Consider the following 16,612-nt stretch of genomic DNA (forward strand, 5'->3'; position numbering starts at 1 on the left):
GGAGCGCTCCCGCATGACTGCCGTACGACCTGACATCACCCCGAAGCCGGCATCCGAGGCAACGAACTCGCCGACACTCTTCCCGACGGGCTTCGTCTGGGGGGCGGCCACGGCCGCCTACCAGGTCGAAGGCGCGGCTGCCGAGGGCGGCCGCACCCCTTCCATCTGGGACACCTTCAGCCACACCCCCGGCAAGGTTCTGGGCGGAGACACCGGCGATGTCGCCGCCGACCACTACCACCGTTACCGGGACGACGTGGCGCTGATGAAGGAGCTGGGGCTGAAGGCCTACCGCTTCTCCGTCTCCTGGTCCCGGGTGCAGCCCACCGGCCGCGGCCCCGCCGTCGAACGCGGACTGGACTTCTACCGCAAGCTCGTCGACGAGCTCCTCGAGGCGGGCATCACCCCCGTCGCCACCCTCTACCACTGGGACCTTCCCCAGGAGCTGGAGGACGCGGGCGGCTGGCCCGAGCGGGCCACCGCCGAGCGCTTCGCCGACTACACCGCCATCATGGCCGGCGCCCTCGGCGACCGGGTCCCCGTGTGGACCACCTTCAACGAGCCGTGGTGCTCGGCCTTCCTCGGTTACGGCTCCGGCGTGCACGCCCCCGGCCGCACCGAACCGGCGGCCACCCTGCGCGCGGCACACCATCTCAACCTCGCCCATGGACGGGCGATCGAGGTACTGCGCGGTCGACTCCCCGCTGGAGCGCAGACCTCGGTCACCCTCAATCTGCACCAGGTCCGCCCGCTGACCGACAGCGCCGCCGACGCGGACGCCGCCCGTCGGATCGACGCCGTCGGCAACCGGATCTTCACCGGCCCGATGCTGCGCGGCGCGTACCCCGAGGACCTGATCGCCGACACCTCGCACCTGGTGGACTGGTCGAAGCTGGTCCACGACGGCGACCTGGCAGCCATCTCCCGCCCCGTCGATGTGCTGGGGGTGAACTACTACACGCCCACGATCGTCTCCATGCCGGAAGCGGGCAGGGGTGACTCCCGCGACGACGGTCACGGCAACAGCGACCACTCCCCGTGGACCGGCTCCGAGCAGGTCGCCTTCCACCTCTCGGAGGGCAAGAAGCGCACCGCGATGAACTGGGCGATCGACCCCGACGGGCTGTACGCGCTGCTCATGGACATCACCCACGACCACCCGGGCCTGCCCCTGATGGTCACCGAGAACGGTGCGGCCTTCGACGACCAGGTCTCGCCCGACGGCCGGGTCGACGACCCGGAGCGGATCGAGTACCTGCGCGGCCACCTCGACGCCGTCCAGCGGGCCGTCGCCGACGGCGCGGATGTCCGCGGCTACTTCCTGTGGTCGCTGATGGACAACTTCGAGTGGGGGTACGGATACTCCAAGCGCTTCGGCGCGGTCTACGTCGACTACGCATCCCAGCGCCGCATCCCCAAGGCGAGCGCCCACTGGTACGCCGATGTGATCCGCCGTCACGCCCTTCCGCCGGTTCCCGAACTCCCCTGACTCCTCTGGCTTTCCCAGGCAAGCGCACGCGACAGACGACGGAGACCCGGCCCGCGCCGGGTCTCCGTCGTTTTCGCAGCTCCCGATGTTCCGGCCGCCCCCGGATGGGCATCCGCAGATCCGTACCCCCTGGTCACCTGCACCCGACGTCGCCATCCCGTAGGGTGGGAGCGCTCCCATAGTTGGGACCCGGCAGGCCTTCCGAGGTCGGACAGGTGTCACGGGGTCCAACAGGTGGACTTGGCTTGGTTATCCGACTATGAGAAGTTGACCGCGAACGGGAGGCAGCCATGGCGGCAGCGCGAGTACGGAGCGGCGGGCGGCCCACGCTCGAAGAGGTCGCGGCACGGGCCGGAGTCGGGCGTGGCACGGCCTCACGGGTCATCAACGGCTCGCCACGGGTCAGCGAGCACACCCGTGAGGCGGTCGAAGCTGCCGTCGCCGAGCTGGGATACGTACCCAACCGAGCGGCCCGCGCACTCGCCGGGAACCGCACGGACGCCATCGCCCTCGTCGTGCCCGAGCCCGAGACCCGGTTCTTCGCCGAGCCGTACTTCTCGGACATCGTCCGCGGGGTCGGTGCGGCCCTCGCCGACACCGAGATGCAGCTGCTGCTCACCCTCGTGGGCAACGACCGCGAGCGCAAGCGGCTGGCCCAGTATCTGACCGCGCACCGCGTCGACGGCGTGCTGCTGGTCTCCGTGCACGCCGACGACCCGCTGCCGGACCTGCTGGAACAGCTCGGCATGCCGGCCGTGATGAGCGGCCGCAGATCCGCCTCCGAGACGCTCGCCGCGGTCGACTCCGACAACTTCGAGGGTGCCCGCGGCGCCGTCGACCATCTGATCTCCCGCGGCCGCCGCTCCATCGCCACGATCACCGGGCGGCTCGATGTGTACGGCGCGCAGCGCCGCCTCGACGGCTACCGCAAGGCGGTCGCGGCGGCGGGTCTCGGCCCGGACGAGCAACTGATCGCCCCTGCCGACTTCACCGAGGAGGGCGGCGCCCGTGCCATGCGGGAGCTGCTGGCCCGCCGCCCCGACGTGGACGCGGTCTTCGCCGCCTCCGACGTGATGGCCGCGGGTGCCCGTCAGGTACTCCGCGAGGCGGGCCGGCGGATCCCGGACGATGTGGCGCTGATCGGCTTCGACGACTCGGCCGTGGCCCGTCACATGGACCCGGCGCTCACCAGCGTGCGCCAGCCGATCGAGGAGATGGGCCGGGTGATGACGCGGGTGCTGCTCCAGGAGATCGCGGGCGAGAACGAGGAGCGCCCGCAGATCGTGCTCCCGACGGAACTCGTCGTCCGCGATTCGTCCTGACGCGCCCCGGGCCAGGGGCTGGAGTGACCACCGTCACACAAGGGCCTGGTGAGGGAGGCTCAGTCGTACGGACACACGAGAAGGGCCCCGGTCCGAAGACCGGGGCCCTTCCCTTCAGGGTGAGTAACGGGACTCGAACCCGCGACATCCTGGACCACAACCAGGTGCTCTACCATCTGAGCTATACCCACCATGTCCGATCTTTTTCTGACCGGCCGAGAAAAAGTGTACAGGGTCCGAGAGGGTGCTCGCGCCCTTGTTGTTCAGCCGCTGATCCCAGGCCTTGAAGCGCCCGTGACCAGCGGCTTCCCGAGGGTCTAAGCCGACTGCTGCGTCAGGCGTGTCGCAATGGCCTTCGCCTGCTCGGAGTCCGGCCCGGGCTGCGGTACGAAGACCGCTTCCCGGTAGTACCGCAGCTCCGTGATCGAGTCACGGATGTCCGCGAGCGCCCGGTGGTTGCCGTTCTTCTCCGGGCTGTTGAAGTACGCCTTCGGGTACCAGCGGCGGGCCAGCTCCTTGATCGAGGACACATCGACGATCCGGTAGTGGAGGTAGCCCTCCAGAGCCGCCATGTCGCGGGCCAGGAAGCCACGGTCGGTACCGACCGAGTTTCCGCAGAGCGGGGCCTTGCCCGGCTCCTTCACGTGCTCGCGCACATAGGCCAGCACCTGGGCCTCGGCGTCGGCCAGGGTGGTGCCGCCGGCCAGCTCGTCGAGGAGGCCCGAGGCGGTGTGCATCTGCCGCACCACCTCGGGCATCGTCTCCAGGGTCCTGTCCGGCGGGCGGATCACGATGTCCACCCCGTCGCCGAGCACGTTCAACTCCGAGTCGGTGACCAGTGCGGCCACCTCGATGAGTGCGTCTTCCGTCAACGAGAGCCCGGTCATCTCGCAGTCGATCCACACCATGCGATCGTTCATACGCCCCACCCTACGGGGCGCTGCGCTGCCCCGGCAGGGTCGGGCGTCCCGTGGCGTACGCATCGGACCCCGGCTTCCCGTGATCCGGCTGACCCGTACCGACCGCCGTGGAGGCTGCGGCCACGGGGCCCGACGGGGTCCCCGTCGCACCGGCCCTCCGGCTCGCGGACGTGCCCTGTGCGGGCACGACCGTCTCGATCGCGGTCGCCACCGGGTCCGGCGCCCCGGACTGCGGACGGCGGGCCCGGTAGGCGGCCCGGTACGCGGCGGGGGAGGAGCCCAGCTGGCGCCGGAAATGTCCGCGCAGCGCGACCGGCGAGCGGAAGCCGCAGCGGCCCGCGACCTCGTCGACCGAGTAGTCGGACGTCTCCAGCAGCCGCTGAGCCTGCAGCACCCGCTGGGTGATCAGCCACTGGAGCGGTGCGCTGCCGGTGAGCGAACGGAACCTTCGGTCGAAGGTCCGCCTGCTCATATAGGCGCGCCCGGCCAGCGTCTCCACGTCGAACTGCTCGTGCAGATGCTCCAGCGCCCAGGCCACGACCTCGGCGAGCGGGTCGGAGCCGATCTCTTCAGGTAAAGACCTGTCGAGGTAGCGCTCCTGACCGCCACTGCGCCGCGGCGGCACCACGAGCCGGCGGGCCAGCGCCCCGGCGGCCTCCGTGCCGTGGTCCGTGCGGACTATGTGCAGACAGAGGTCGATGCCGGCCGCCGTCCCGGCGGAGGTGAGCACATCGCCGTCGTCGACGAACAGCTCACGCGGATCGACATGGACCGACGGATAGCGCTTGGCCAGCGTCGGTGCGTACATCCAGTGCGTGGTCGCCGGGCGGCCGTCCAGCAGCCCCGCGGCGGCGAGCACGAACGCCCCGGTGCACAGCCCGACGATGCGGGCCCCTTCCTCGTGGGCGCGGCGCAGCGCGTCCAGCGCCTCTGCGGGCGGCGGCGAGGTGATCGAACGCCAGGCGGGCACCACGACGGTGCCTGCCCTGCTGATCGCCTCCAGCCCGTAGGGCGTGGTGAGTTCGAGTCCCCCCGTGGTCCGCAGCGGTCCCTCTTCCCCGCCGCAGACGAGCAGTCGGTAGCGCGGAACTCCCGCGTCCTGACGGTCGATTCCGAACACGGAGAGCGGGATGGAGCTCTCGAAGATGGGGCCGCCGCTGAAGAGCAGCACGGCGACGACTTCCCGACGTCGTCGTCCGCTGAGCTTCCGTACAGCCTCCGTTGCGGCGGCGGAGTCCTGGCTCATGACGCTAAGCCCCCCTCGGTGTTCGCGTCTCCCTGGTCCTTACGGGCCTGTCGCTCCTGCACATTTCCCCTCGGTCTTGCGCGAGTCCCCAGTCTTCGGGACCCAAGATCGAATCTACTGCGTCCCGCGGTGCCGGCGTGACAAGTTGACCAACCAGCACTATGTCGACAAGGCAACTTGGCGGGAAGCATTCGATCACGAAGCGTTTCACTCAGAAGCCGTGCAGGGAAGTGCGCCTCGTATTCGTGGCCCGTCCCCGTCGGGTGGAAGCGTACCGCCTGGTCTCTTCTTGCCTGGTGGCAAGGGGGTTGATCGGCCAATTCCCCAAGGAATGGGCAGGGGTGAGAAGTTGGCTGAAAATGTATGGTTGCGCAAGTCTGAATCCGTCGTTTGACCGGCGCGCAACCCTGACGGAGCGACTGCGCCCGTACGCGCCGGCGGCCGGGTGGGCGGGGCGAGGGTCCGGCAGGCCGCGAGGGGGACGGCGGGCCCCGGTCGGATGGCGGTATCCGGCCGGTGGGTGTACCGGCGGACGGGGCGACGGATGTGCCGAACGCCACGCGGGCGACCGGCGCCGGTGAACAGCTGAACACCGCCGTGGTGTCGCTTCCCGGCATCACCGCCGCAGTGCTCCCGGATGCTGCAATTCGGTGCGGAGCGCGCGGTGCAGTGACTTCGCTGTGCCGGCGTGTGACCGGCGGCGCCTGCCCGCCCGCTGGTCACCGAGTGCTGTCTCCTGTTCACGCAAGCTCGATGTACTACGCAACCGGCATTGCCATACAGTGCCGCCTCGGGCATGCTCCCTGGAACGTCGCACGCGCTTTGCGGGGGTCTGGGCAGTGGAGGAGTGGCGCCGTACCCTTGGGGGTAAGGGGTTGGGAAGATGATTCCCGGACACCGCATCACCGCCCGCTGATACACCTTCCCCAAGCCGCTCACTCCTCACGAGGACTCTCTTCGCCGAGACACCGATGGCCGGTCACGAAATCCCCGAACCCGCGGACCGCAAGCAGGTAGCCGACCCTCTGTCGGACCAGCAGGCGGTCGAAGAAACACGCCATTCCTGCGATCCCGCCTTCCGGCATGGGGTCGTGGTCGGCTTCGACGGCTCCACGTCCAGTGAGCGAGCCCTCGCCTATGCCATCGGGATGGCCCGGAGATCAGGTTCCGGCCTGATCATCGTCCATGTCGCCAACCGCCTGCCGACCACGGTCTGGGCAGGCTGTGAGCCGCCCGTCTTCGTCGACGTGCCCGACCACCGCACCGAGGTCCTCGGGCTGGAGCTCGCCTGTGCGGACTACCTCTCCGAGGTGCCGTGGGTGCTCGTCGAGCGGGGCGGCGACATCTGCCACGAGCTGGAGGACGTGGGCCGGGAGTACTCGGCCGACGCGATCGTCGTCGGCTCCACGCACGGCATCGTCGGCCGGATCTTCGGCTCGGTGGCGGGGCGGCTGGCTCGGCGCGCGCAACGCCCGGTCGTGGTCATTCCCTAGCGCGATCTCCTGGCGGACCCTCGGCGATCCCTCGCCGCTCCCTCGTTCTCCGACGTGGCGTCAACTCGCTGTCGGAAACAGGCAACCTACTCACCCGTAGAGGTGGATTGTGCGCTTGTGAAGGGTACATAAGGGTCACTGGAAACAGCACCACTGCCTTGAAGGGAGCCCGCCGTGGACAATGACGTCTCTGCGGGAAACAGCAGCACCTCCACCCTCGGCCATCTCGCCCTGGGACTCACCCTGTTGGCGTTCGGCATCGGTCACACCGGGGTCATCGACGGTGTGACGGCGGCCGACGCCGTCTCGCTCGCGCTGTATGTCGGCGGTATAGCCCTGTTCGTCGCCGGACTGCTGGAGTTCCGCGCCGGTAGCGGTTTCACCGGCACGGCCTTCGTCGGACTCGGCGCCTTCTGGTTCACCTGGGGCACCGGTGCCGGTGCCCAAGTCTCCAGTCACGCGGCGGGCCTGTTCCTGCTGCTCTGGGCGCTGTTCGCACTGAGCCTGGCCCTCGGGTCGGCCGGCGGCGGTCGGCTCGCCCAGGGGATGTACGGACTGCTCTTCCTGGGGCTTCTGCTCCTGGGCGTCGGGCAGTTCGCCGACAGTGACGGGCTCGGCAAGGTCGGCGGCTGGCTCGCCGCGGTGGCCGGTCTCGCCGCCTGGTACGGGGCGACGGCGGCGCTGGCCAAATGGCCGACGGTGCTCCCGAAGCGCGCTGCCGGCCGAGGTGTGACGGCCACCGGCTGAGGCAGCCGTCGGCCGGTGCGACCCGGCCGACGCGAGAGAGCGACCCCGCACCCGTGGTGGCGTGGTGCGGGGCCGCTCCCTGTCCGGCGTACTGCCGCGCGTGCTACTCGACCGTGACGGACTTCGCGAGGTTCCGCGGCTTGTCGATGTCGCGGCCCATGGCCAGCGCCGTGTGGTACGCGAAGAGCTGGAGCGGGATGCCCATCAGGATCGGGTCCAGCTCGTTCTCGTTCTTCGGTACGACGATGGTGTGGTCGGCCTTCTCCTGCACCTGGTGGGCGACCGCGAGGATCCGGCCGCTGCGGGCCTTGATCTCCTCCATCGCGGCGCGGTTCTTCTCCAGCAGCTCGTCGTCCGGCACGATCGCGACCGTCGGCATCGCGGGCTCGATCAAGGCCAGCGGGCCGTGCTTCAGCTCGGACGCCGGGTAGGCCTCGGCGTGGATGTACGAGACCTCCTTGAGCTTCAGCGAGGCCTCACGGGCGACGGGGTAGCCGCGCACCCGGCCGATGAACATCATCGACTTGGCGTCCGCGTACTCCGCGGCCAGCTTCTTGATCTCGTCCTCGTTCTCGAGGATCTCGGTGATCTGGGCGGGCAGCCTGCGCAGACCCTCGATGATCCGCTTGCCGTCGGCGACCGACAGGTCGCGGATCCGGCCGAGGTGCAGGGCGAGCAGTGCGAACGCGACCACCGTATTGGTGAAGCACTTGGTGGAGACGACACAGACCTCGGGGCCCGCGTGGACGTACGTACCGCCGTCGGCCTCCCGGGCGATCGCCGAGCCGACCACGTTGACCACGCCGAGGACGCGGGCGCCCTTGCGCTTGAGCTCCTGGACGGCGGCCAGTACGTCGTAGGTCTCGCCGGACTGGGAGACCGCGACGTACAGGGTGTCGGGGTCGACGACCGGGTTGCGGTAGCGGAACTCGGAGGCGGGTTCGGCGTCCGCGGGGATACGGGCCAGCTCCTCGATCAGCTGGGCGCCGATCTGGCCCGCGTGGTACGAGGTGCCGCAGCCCAGGATCTTGATCCGGCGGACCCCGCGCGCCTCGCGGGCGTCCAGGTTGAGACCGCCCAGGTGGACGGTGGAGAACCGGTCGTCGATCCGGCCGCGCAGCACCCGGTCGACGGCGTCGGCCTGCTCGGAGATCTCCTTGTGCATGTACGTGTCGTGGCCGCCCATGTCGTACGACTCGGCCTCCCACTCCACGGTGGTCGGCGTGGCCGTCGTGCTGGAGCCCTCGGTGGTGTACGTACGGAAGTCGTCGGCCTTGAGGGTGGCCATCTCGCCGTCGTCGAGGGTGACGACCTGGCGGGTGTGGGTGACCAGCGCGGCGACGTCGGAGGCGACGAACATCTCCTTCTCGCCGATGCCGAGGACGACCGGGGAGCCGTTGCGGGCGACGACGATGCGGTCGTTGAAGTCGGCGTGCATGACGGCGATGCCGTACGTGCCCTCGATCGAGCGCAGGGCCTCGCGGACCTTCTCCTCCAGAGTGTCCGCCTGCGCGCGGGCGACCAGGTGGACCAGTACCTCGGTGTCGGTCTCGGAGAGGAAGACGACGCCGTCGGCGACGAGCTTCGCACGGAGCTCGGAGGCGTTGTCGATGATGCCGTTGTGGACGACGGCGACCTTGTGGTCGGCGTCCAGGTGCGGGTGCGCGTTCTCGTCGCTCGGGGCGCCGTGGGTGGCCCAGCGGGTGTGGGCGATACCGGTGGTGCCGGTGAAGCGCTTGGGGATACGGGACTCCAGCTCGCGGACCCGGCCCTTCGCCTTGACCATCTTCAGCGCGGCGGGCTTCCCGGCCGACGCCTTGCCTGTGATGACGATGCCCGCGGAGTCGTAACCCCGGTACTCCAGCCGCTGCAGACCTTCCAGCAGCAGCGGAGCCACGTCACGCTTCCCGATGTATCCGACGATTCCGCACATATGGTCTCTGCCCCTCCATCGACGTACTTGTGAGTGCCCGTTGTTCAGCCGTAGACGATGCGGCGCAGCTGGCGGAGCGACAGCTCCGGTGGCGCGACCGCCCGGTGCGGCAGCTCGGCCGCGATCCGTTCGAAGATCTCCGTGTTCACCAGGCCGCCGGACTGCAGTTCCCGGTGGCGGCGGCGCACGAAGTCGTCGGTCGTCTCGTCGAAGTACGCCAGCACGTCGAGGATCACCCGGGCTGCTTCCCCGCGCTGAAGCGAGGTGGAGCGCACCAGGTGATCGATGAGGTCGTCATGCGACGGACGGCGTTCGAGCACTCGTCGATATTGCGGTGGATGAAGGCCGTACGCAACAATTCTGCCCGATTTCGGGCAGGCGTGAGTGCAATTGCACTCCCCGGGGCGCCCTGGGTGGCGTCGAGGGAGCTCGAAATCGCTCCGTGTGATCGCGACGTTGCTCATGGTCGCTGCAGGGTCCGGGCCCCTTCCCGACCGGATGATTTCCGCCGTACGTCAGATTCCGTCGGCCGCAAAAGGGGGAAGTGGTCTACACCTTGACCACGCGTGGGCCGCACGATACGCATGGTGATGGTTCGTTTCTCAGGAGATCCACAGGTGTGAACCCGTCGAAAGGGACCCGGCTTGTGAGACTGCACAGGACACAGCGCACCGCCCTTCCCCGTCTTCTCGGCTCGCTGCTGCTCGTCACAGCGGCCGGTATCTCCAGTGCCGGCGCGGCTCCGGGAGCGGCGGCGGCGAGCATCGGCCCGACCGCCTCCGCCGCGCCCCGTCCGCTCGGGCAGATCGTGCCCGCCCCCGCCGAAGCGAGGGCGGGCGGATCCCCGTACGTCATCACCGCGGGAACGAAGATCCGCATCGACCACGGCTCCAGCGAGGCCCGGAAGATCGGCGACTATCTGGCGGGCGTGCTGCGCCCCTCCACCGGGTACGCCCTGCCGGTCACCGGCAGCGGCGGCAGCGACGGCATCCGGCTGCGGCTCGGCTCCCACAACAGCAAGCTGGGCGCGGAGGGCTACACGCTGAAGTCCGGCCGCGGATCCGTCACCATCACCGCGCGCCGCCCGGCAGGACTCTTCCACGGAGTTCAGACACTGCGTCAGCTGCTCCCGGCCGATGTGGAGAAGAAGAGCCGTCAGGCGGGCCCCTGGAAGGTTGCGGGCGGCACGGTCACGGACGCGCCGCGCTATGCGTACCGCGGCGCGATGCTCGATGTCTCCCGGCACTTCTTCTCCGTCACCGAGGTCAAGCGCTACATCGACCAGCTGGCCCTCTACAAGATGAACAAATTCCATCTGCATCTCTCCGACGACCAGGGCTGGCGCATCGCCATAGATTCCTGGCCGCGGCTCGCCACGTACGGCGGGCAGACGGAGGTCGGCGGTGGAGCCGGCGGCTACTACACGAAGAGCGACTACAAGGAGATCATCCGCTACGCGGCCTCGCGCTATCTGGAGGTCGTGCCGGAGATCGATCTGCCGGGCCACACGAACGCGGCACTCGCCTCGTACGCCGAGCTGAACTGCAACGGCGTCGCGCCGCCGCTCTACACCGGCACGAACGTCGGTTTCAGCTCGCTGTGCGCGCCGAAGGCCATCACCTACGACTTCGTGAACGACGTGGTCCGTGAGCTGGCCGCGCTCACCCCCGGCAAGTACCTCCACATCGGCGGCGACGAGGCGCATTCCACCAGCCACGACGACTATGTGGCGTTCATGAACAAGGCGCAGGCCATCGTCGGCAAGTACGGCAAGACCGTGGTCGGCTGGCACCAGCTGACCGGGGCCACGCCGGTCGCGGGGGCGGTCGCCCAGTACTGGGGTTACGACGAGACGGGTGCCGCCGAGCGCAAGCAGGTGGCGGACGCCGCGAAGAACGGCACGAAGCTGGTGCTGTCCCCGGCGGACCGGCTCTATCTCGACATGAAGTACAACAAGGACACCGCGCTGGGGCTGGCCTGGGCCGGCTATGTCGAGGTGCAGCGTTCGTACGACTGGAACCCCGGCACGTATCTCGAGGGCGCCCCGGAGAGCTCCGTCCTCGGTGTCGAGGCGCCGATCTGGTCGGAGACGCTGACCAACAGCGACGAGATCGAGCAGATGGCGTTCCCGCGGCTGCCGGGCGTCGCGGAGCTGGGCTGGTCGCCGGCGGCCACGCATGACTGGGACGCGTACAAGGTGCGGCTGGCCGCTCAGGGCCCGAGGTTCTCGGCGCTGGGGATCGACTACTACCGGTCGGCGCAGGTGCCGTGGCCCGCGAAGTGAGGTGACCGGGCGGTCCGGCTGACGCCTCTGTCCTCGATGATCACCGGACGGGCCCGATTCTTCGGGCCCGTCCGGCGATCGGGGCAACGATCTAGAACCCCGCGATCGGGTTCCTCAGGGTGCCGATCAGTTGCAGTGCCCCCGACGGGTCCGTGAGGTCGACCATCTGCTTGTTGTTGCGCAGCTGCAGCCGGTTCAGGCAGGACAGCGCGAACTCGTCGGTGAACATGTCGTACTGCTTGAACTTGTCGGCGAGCTGCGGCACCGACTCCTGGTAGCCGGACACGCACTCGGCGACCGTCCGCCAGAAGGTGTCCTCGTCGAGGACCGACTCGGTGGCGAGCCCGGCGGCCAGGAAGCGGAAGAAGCAGTCGAAGACGTCGGTGAACACCGACAGCAGTTTCATGTCGTCGGGGACCTCGGCGCGGATCCGCTCGACCTGCGGCGGCAGCACCGCGTCCGGGTCCATGACCGCGATCTCCTCGGCGATGTCCTTGAACACCGTGCGGGTGACGACCCCGTCCTCGACGACCAGGATGACGTTCTCGCCGTGCGGCATGTACACCAGGTCGTACGCGTAGAAGCTGTGCAGCACCGGCACCAGATAGGCGTCCAGATAGCGTCGCAGCCACGCGGCGGGTGCCAGTCCCGATTCGGCGATCAGCGCGCCCGCGACGGAGTTGCCCTCGTGGTCGGTGTGGACGAGCGAGGCCATGGTCGCGACCCGTTCGCCGGCTGCCAGGCCCGGCACCGGGCTCTCCCGCCAGAGCGCGGCGAGCATTTTCAGGTACGGGGAGCCCTTGGCGGTGGCCGCCTCGTACGCCCGGTGGTGGTAGCCGATGGCCGCCCGCTCCCGGATGATCGAGAACCGCGCCGCGCGCAGCACCTCGTCGCGCTCTATCAGCCCGGCGAGCCAGTCGTTGATCGCGGGCGTCGCTTCCATGTACGCGGCGGAGAGCCCGCGCATGAAGCCCATGTTGAGGACGGACAGCGCCGTCTTGACGTAGTGCTTGTCCGGGTTGCTGGTGTTGAAGAACGTGCGGATCGACTGCTGGGCGAGGTAGCTGTCGTCGCCCTCCCCGAGGCAGATCAGATGGTGCTGGGCGAGTTCTCCGGCGAAGGTGACGGCCAGCTTGTTCCACCACTGCCAGGGGTGGACGGGGATCAGCAGGTAGTCGTCGAGGTCGAGACCGAGGCCGGTCATCGTGGCCGCGAACCGGGCCCGGGTCTCCTCGCTCAGTTCTCCGGCGATCAGCGTGGGGTAGTCGAGACCGGCGCCCGCTGTGAAGGTGGCGCGGTCGCGGCGGGCGGCGAGCCAGACCAGCCGGATCTCGCTCGCCGCCTCGGGGGCGTACGCGCGGTACTCGTCGACACCGAAGCCGAGCCGTCCGTTGTTGGCGACGAAGCAGGGGTGGCCCTCGGTCATGCCCGTCTCGATCGCCTGGAAGCCGGCGGCGACGAGCTCGGCGGAGGTCACCGGCTCCTTGGTCAGTTTGTACGCGGTTCCGGCCAGCGTGGAGGAGATCTCCTCCAGGTAGACCGGCAGGATCTCCGCCGAGAGGCCGAGCGTCTCGCGCAGTTCGATGAAGAACTCCAGCGCGTCCAGGGGGAGTTCCTGGCCGTGCCGGTGGCGGGTGACGGATGCCGCGTCGATCTGCCAGTGGTCGAGCGCGAAGAGCCGGGCGGTGAAGCGGTACTCGGTCGCCGTGTCGTCGCTGTGTACGGCATAGCGGTCGCCCCCGAGCGGTTCGGGGGTCAGCAGCCGCTCATGGGCGAACTCGGCGAGAGCCTTGCGGATGAGCTGCCGGTTGGCGGAGGCCCAGTGTGCGGGGGTGAGGTGCGCGACGGCGTCTGTGGTCGTGGTCATCGGGCGGTCCCTTCGCGCCGAGCGGCCTCGAACTGCTCCCGGGTGCAGGCGCTGAGCAGGGCGGTCTTCTCCGGCTTGGTGATCTCCCGGAGAACCTCGAAGCCGACGGCCTTGTTGAGTGCGTGCACCGCGCTGTTGCGTACGTCCGGCTCGACGACGACACGGCGTACCGACGGGTCGGCGAAGAGTGTCTCCATCACGGCGGTGATCACGGCGCGGGTGAAGCCGTGCAGCGGGGTGTCGGACGGGGCTACCAGGAAGTGCATACCGATGTCGCCGGGCTCGGCCTCGTACAGGCCCTTGAGCTCCACCTCGGTGGGGTCGTACCGCTCCATCAGGAAGGCGGGCTCACCGTTGCGCAGTCCTATGAACGCGTCGTGGTGCGGGTGGGCGGCGATCGCCATGTACTCCCTCTCGACGTCCTCGAGCCTGGCGTCGCCCATCAGCCAGAAGGAGGCCTTGGGGTGGGTGACCCAGCCGTGCACCATCTCGGCGTCGGCGAGAGGGGCGAGGGCGCGGACCGTGAAGGTGCCGAGGTCGGTGGTCATACGGCGAACTCCTGGAAGGCGATGGACTTCTCGACCGGGTAGTACTCACGGCCGAGCAGTTCGCCGATGATGTACGCGTTGCGGTAGGCACCCATGCCCAGGTCGGGCGAGGTGATCGAGTGGGTGTGCGTGCCCGCGTTCTGAAGGAAGACGCCGCGCCCGGTGGTGTCGATGGAGTAGTTGCGGGCCACGTCGAAGCGGCCCCGGCTGTCGTGGCGCAGCCGGTCGGTGATCGGCTCCAGGAAGGCGGGCGGGGTGTAGCGGTAGCCGGTGGCGAGGATCAGGCCCTCGGTGTCGAGGGTGTAGTCCTTGCCCTGCTCCTCCTGGCGCAGGGCAAGGGTGTACGTACCGCTGGACTCCTCGTAGCTCGCACTGTTCAAAGCGGAGTTGGTCAGGAGCCGGGTGGGGACGGGGCCGGGCAGGTTCTTCTGGTAGAGCAGATCGAAGATCGCGTCGATCAGCTCCGAGTCGATGCCCTTGAAGAGGCCCTTCTGGCCGGACTCCAGCCCGTAGCGGGTCTGCTCGGGCAGCGCGTGGAAGTAGTCGATGTACTCCGGGGAGGTCATCTCCAGCGTCAGCTTGGTGTACTCCAGCGGGAAGAACCGCGGTGAACGTGTCACCCAGTTCAGCCGGTAGCCGTGCACATCGATCTCGGAGAGCAGGTCGTAGTAGATCTCCGCCGCGCTCTGCCCGCTGCCGACGAGGGTGATGGACTTCTTCGCCTGAAGGGCGGCTTTTCCGTCCAGGTAGCGGGAGTTGTGCAGGAAGTCGCCGCCCAGGTCCTGGCAGGCCTCCGGAATGTACGCGGGGGTCCCCGTGCCGAGCACCAGATGCCTGGCGCGGAAGAGACCACCGTCGGCGGTGGCCACGGTGTAAAGGGCGGTGTTCTCGTCGTACGTGACGGACTCGACGGTCTCGTTGAAGCGGACGCTGCTCAGTTTGGCGGCGGCCCACCGGCAGTAGTCGTTGTACTCGGTCCGCAGCGGGTAGAAGTTCTCCCGGATGTAGAAGGAGTACAGCCGGCCGCGTTCCTTGAGGTAGTTGAGGAAGGAGTACGGCGAGGTGGGGTCGGCCATCGTCACCAGGTCCGACATGAACGGCGTCTGGAGATGGGCGCCTTCGAGGAACATCCCGGCGTGCCACTCGAAGTCCGGCTTGGACTCCAGGAACACACCGCTGAGTTCGTCGATGGGCTCGGTCAGGCAGGCGAGGCCGAGATTGAACGGGCCGAGGCCGATCCCGATGAAGTCGTGGGGGTCAGGAAGCGCGGTCAAGGGAGTCTCCCAGGTACTGCTCGGCGTGGCCGGCGATCAGGTCGAGGACCGCGGCGATGTCCCGCGCGGTCGTTTCGGGGTTGAGCAGGGTGAATTTCAGGTACTGGCGACCGCCCACCTTGGTCCCGGCGACGACGGCCTCGCCGGAGGCGAAGAGAGCCTTGCGGGCGTAGAGGTTGGCCCGGTCGATCTCGGCGGGGGCGGTGACGGCGGCCGGGATGCAGCGGAACACCAGTGTGGACAGCTGCGGCTCGACGACGACGTCGAAGCGCGGGTCGGCGGTGAGCAGCCGCCAGCCCTCGGCGGCCAGGTCGCAGACCTCGTCGAAGAGTTCGCCGATGCCGTCCGCGCCCATGACGCGCAGGGTCATCCACAGCTTGAGGGCGTCGAATCTGCGGGTGGTCTGCAGGGACTTGTCGACCTGGTTGGGGATGCGCTCCTCGGCCATCCGCTGCGGGTTGAGGTACTCCGCGTGGTACGTGGCGTGCCGCAGCGTCGCCCGGTCCCGGACCAGCACGGCCGAGGAACTCACGGGCTGGAAGAAGGACTTGTGGTAGTCCACGGTGACCGAGTCGGCGTGCTCGATGCCGTCGAGGAGGTGACGGCGCTCGCGCGAGGCCAGCAGTCCGCAGCCGTACGCGGCGTCGACATGCATCCAGGTGGAGAACTGCTCGCAGAGCGCGGCGATCTCGGGCAGCGGGTCGATGGAGCCGAAGTCCGTGGTGCCCGCGGTGGCGACGACCGCCATCGGGACGGCGCCCTCGGCGACGCACTGCTCGAGCGCGCGGGCGAGGGCCATGGTCTGCATGCGCTTGTTCTGGTCGACGGGGACGGAGACGACGGAGTCCGGTCCGAGGCCGAGGAGTTTCGCCGACTTCTGGACGCTGAAGTGGCTGCACTCGGAGGTGAAGATGCGCAGCCGGTTGAAGTGCTCCGGGCGGGACTTGGCCTCTTCGCGGGCGAGCAGCAGGGCCTGCAGGTTGGACTGTGTGCCGCCGCTGGTGAAGATGCCGTCGGCGGCCGGTCCGAGGCCGATCCGGGCCGCGGTCCAGTCGATCAGCCGGCGCTCGATGAGGGTTCCGCCCGCGCTCTGGTCCCAGGTGTCCAGCGAGGAGTTGACGGCCGAGAGCACGGCCTCGCCGAGGACGGCGGGGATCACCACGGGGCAGTTGAGATGCCCCAGGTAGCGGGGGTGGTGGAAGTAGACGGCGTCACGGAGATAGACGCGGTCGAGCTCGTCGAGGGCGGCGGACGCATCGCCCAGCGGCCGGTCCAGATCGATCGCGTCGACGACCGGGGAGAGCTCGTCGACGGAGATCCCGGTGAACGGCCGGTCGGTGGCGGCGAGTTTGGCTGCGACCCGTTCGACTCCTGCGGTGACGGAGCGACGGTAGTGCTCCGCAGTTGTGTCATTGAGCAGGTGCGAACGCATGAAGGGGTCCTCCCGGATGCGGGGAACTTCATCGGGCCCTCAGGACAGAAGAGGGGG

General features: G+C 68.9%; 13 protein-coding genes and 1 tRNA gene. 5 read left to right on the top strand and 9 right to left on the bottom strand.

All coding sequences use genetic code 11. The features are described 5' to 3' along the window. The first annotated feature begins 13 nt into the window (after window positions 1–13). Both OHA88_RS29135 and OHA88_RS29140 read left to right on the top strand, forming a co-directional pair. Complete coding sequence (locus OHA88_RS29135; RefSeq protein WP_328627684.1) at window positions 14–1,489, top strand: GH1 family beta-glucosidase; 1,476 nt, start codon at window positions 14–16, stop codon at window positions 1,487–1,489. A 290-nt stretch (window positions 1,490–1,779) separates the two neighbouring features. After that, the gene (locus OHA88_RS29140; RefSeq protein WP_030970874.1) at window positions 1,780–2,811 is read left to right on the top strand and encodes a LacI family DNA-binding transcriptional regulator; all 1,032 of its coding nucleotides are present in this window, start codon (window positions 1,780–1,782) and stop codon (window positions 2,809–2,811) included. A gap of 118 nt (window positions 2,812–2,929) precedes the next feature. Here OHA88_RS29140 and OHA88_RS29145 read toward each other — a convergent pair. From OHA88_RS29145 to OHA88_RS29155, 3 genes are all read right to left on the bottom strand, one after another. Then, window positions 2,930–3,002: transfer RNA gene (locus tag OHA88_RS29145), tRNA-His, on the bottom strand. A 126-nt stretch (window positions 3,003–3,128) separates the two neighbouring features. Beyond that, complete coding sequence (orn, locus tag OHA88_RS29150; protein ID WP_267005035.1) at window positions 3,129–3,731, bottom strand: oligoribonuclease; 603 nt, start codon at window positions 3,729–3,731, stop codon at window positions 3,129–3,131. Window positions 3,732–3,741: 10 nt separating this feature from the next. Further along, the gene (locus OHA88_RS29155) at window positions 3,742–4,977 is read right to left on the bottom strand and encodes a helix-turn-helix domain-containing protein (protein ID WP_328627685.1); all 1,236 of its coding nucleotides are present in this window, start codon (window positions 4,975–4,977) and stop codon (window positions 3,742–3,744) included. 971 nt (window positions 4,978–5,948) lie between these two features. Here OHA88_RS29155 and OHA88_RS29160 point away from each other — a divergent pair. Beyond that, window positions 5,949–6,470, top strand: a complete 522-nt coding sequence (locus OHA88_RS29160; RefSeq protein ID WP_030923407.1) for a universal stress protein — start codon at window positions 5,949–5,951, stop codon at window positions 6,468–6,470. A 174-nt stretch (window positions 6,471–6,644) separates the two neighbouring features. After that, complete coding sequence (locus OHA88_RS29165) at window positions 6,645–7,217, top strand: acetate uptake transporter (protein ID WP_328627686.1); 573 nt, start codon at window positions 6,645–6,647, stop codon at window positions 7,215–7,217. Between the two features lie 103 nt (window positions 7,218–7,320). On the opposite strand, the gene glmS is transcribed toward OHA88_RS29165, so the two are convergent. Together glmS and OHA88_RS29175 are read right to left on the bottom strand one after the other, a co-directional pair. Further along, entirely contained in the window at window positions 7,321–9,150 is a 1,830-nt protein-coding gene (glmS, locus tag OHA88_RS29170) for a glutamine--fructose-6-phosphate transaminase (isomerizing) (protein ID WP_267005039.1), read from the bottom strand. A gap of 44 nt (window positions 9,151–9,194) precedes the next feature. Beyond that, the gene (locus tag OHA88_RS29175; RefSeq protein WP_328627687.1) at window positions 9,195–9,470 is read right to left on the bottom strand and encodes a hypothetical protein; all 276 of its coding nucleotides are present in this window, start codon (window positions 9,468–9,470) and stop codon (window positions 9,195–9,197) included. A gap of 326 nt (window positions 9,471–9,796) precedes the next feature. On the opposite strand from OHA88_RS29175, the gene OHA88_RS29180 reads away from it, so the two are divergent. After that, window positions 9,797–11,434 carry a beta-N-acetylhexosaminidase gene (locus OHA88_RS29180; protein ID WP_328627688.1) on the top strand — a complete coding sequence of 546 codons (1,638 nt, stop codon included), beginning with the start codon at window positions 9,797–9,799 and terminating at the stop codon, window positions 11,432–11,434. Window positions 11,435–11,525: 91 nt separating this feature from the next. Here OHA88_RS29180 and OHA88_RS29185 read toward each other — a convergent pair whose 3' ends face one another. From OHA88_RS29185 to OHA88_RS29200, 4 genes are read right to left on the bottom strand one after another with little or no spacing between them, the layout of a single operon-like run. Next, window positions 11,526–13,301: an IucA/IucC family protein gene (locus tag OHA88_RS29185; protein ID WP_328627689.1), complete on the bottom strand. Its 1,776-nt coding sequence runs from the start codon at window positions 13,299–13,301 to the stop codon at window positions 11,526–11,528. Beyond that, window positions 13,298–13,849, bottom strand: coding sequence for a GNAT family N-acetyltransferase (locus OHA88_RS29190; RefSeq protein ID WP_328627690.1), 552 nt, complete (start codon window positions 13,847–13,849; stop codon window positions 13,298–13,300). Before OHA88_RS29190 ends, OHA88_RS29185 begins: the two co-directional genes overlap by 4 nt. Next, window positions 13,846–15,123, bottom strand: coding sequence for a lysine N(6)-hydroxylase/L-ornithine N(5)-oxygenase family protein (locus OHA88_RS29195; protein ID WP_328627691.1), 1,278 nt, complete (start codon window positions 15,121–15,123; stop codon window positions 13,846–13,848). The genes OHA88_RS29190 and OHA88_RS29195 overlap by 4 nt, the downstream gene beginning before the upstream one ends. Beyond that, window positions 15,107–16,555 carry a pyridoxal phosphate-dependent decarboxylase family protein gene (locus OHA88_RS29200; protein WP_328627692.1) on the bottom strand — a complete coding sequence of 483 codons (1,449 nt, stop codon included), beginning with the start codon at window positions 16,553–16,555 and terminating at the stop codon, window positions 15,107–15,109. Before OHA88_RS29200 ends, OHA88_RS29195 begins: the two co-directional genes overlap by 17 nt. Window positions 16,556–16,612: the final 57 nt, after the last annotated feature.

This window comes from Streptomyces sp. NBC_00353, assembly GCF_036108815.1.
Lineage (GTDB): Bacteria > Actinomycetota > Actinomycetes > Streptomycetales > Streptomycetaceae > Streptomyces.

Coding starts and splice junctions, on each gene's coding strand:
- OHA88_RS29135 (WP_328627684.1), top strand. CDS start 14: ATGACTGCCGTACGACCTGACATCACCCCGAAGCCGGCATCCGAGGCA.
- OHA88_RS29160 (WP_030923407.1), top strand. CDS start 5,949: ATGGCCGGTCACGAAATCCCCGAACCCGCGGACCGCAAGCAGGTAGCC.
- glmS (WP_267005039.1), bottom strand. CDS start 9,150: ATGTGCGGAATCGTCGGATACATCGGGAAGCGTGACGTGGCTCCGCTG.
- OHA88_RS29155 (WP_328627685.1), bottom strand. CDS start 4,977: ATGAGCCAGGACTCCGCCGCCGCAACGGAGGCTGTACGGAAGCTCAGC.
- OHA88_RS29185 (WP_328627689.1), bottom strand. CDS start 13,301: ATGACCACGACCACAGACGCCGTCGCGCACCTCACCCCCGCACACTGG.
- OHA88_RS29200 (WP_328627692.1), bottom strand. CDS start 16,555: ATGCGTTCGCACCTGCTCAATGACACAACTGCGGAGCACTACCGTCGC.
- OHA88_RS29190 (WP_328627690.1), bottom strand. CDS start 13,849: ATGACCACCGACCTCGGCACCTTCACGGTCCGCGCCCTCGCCCCTCTC.
- orn (WP_267005035.1), bottom strand. CDS start 3,731: ATGAACGATCGCATGGTGTGGATCGACTGCGAGATGACCGGGCTCTCG.
- OHA88_RS29140 (WP_030970874.1), top strand. CDS start 1,780: ATGGCGGCAGCGCGAGTACGGAGCGGCGGGCGGCCCACGCTCGAAGAG.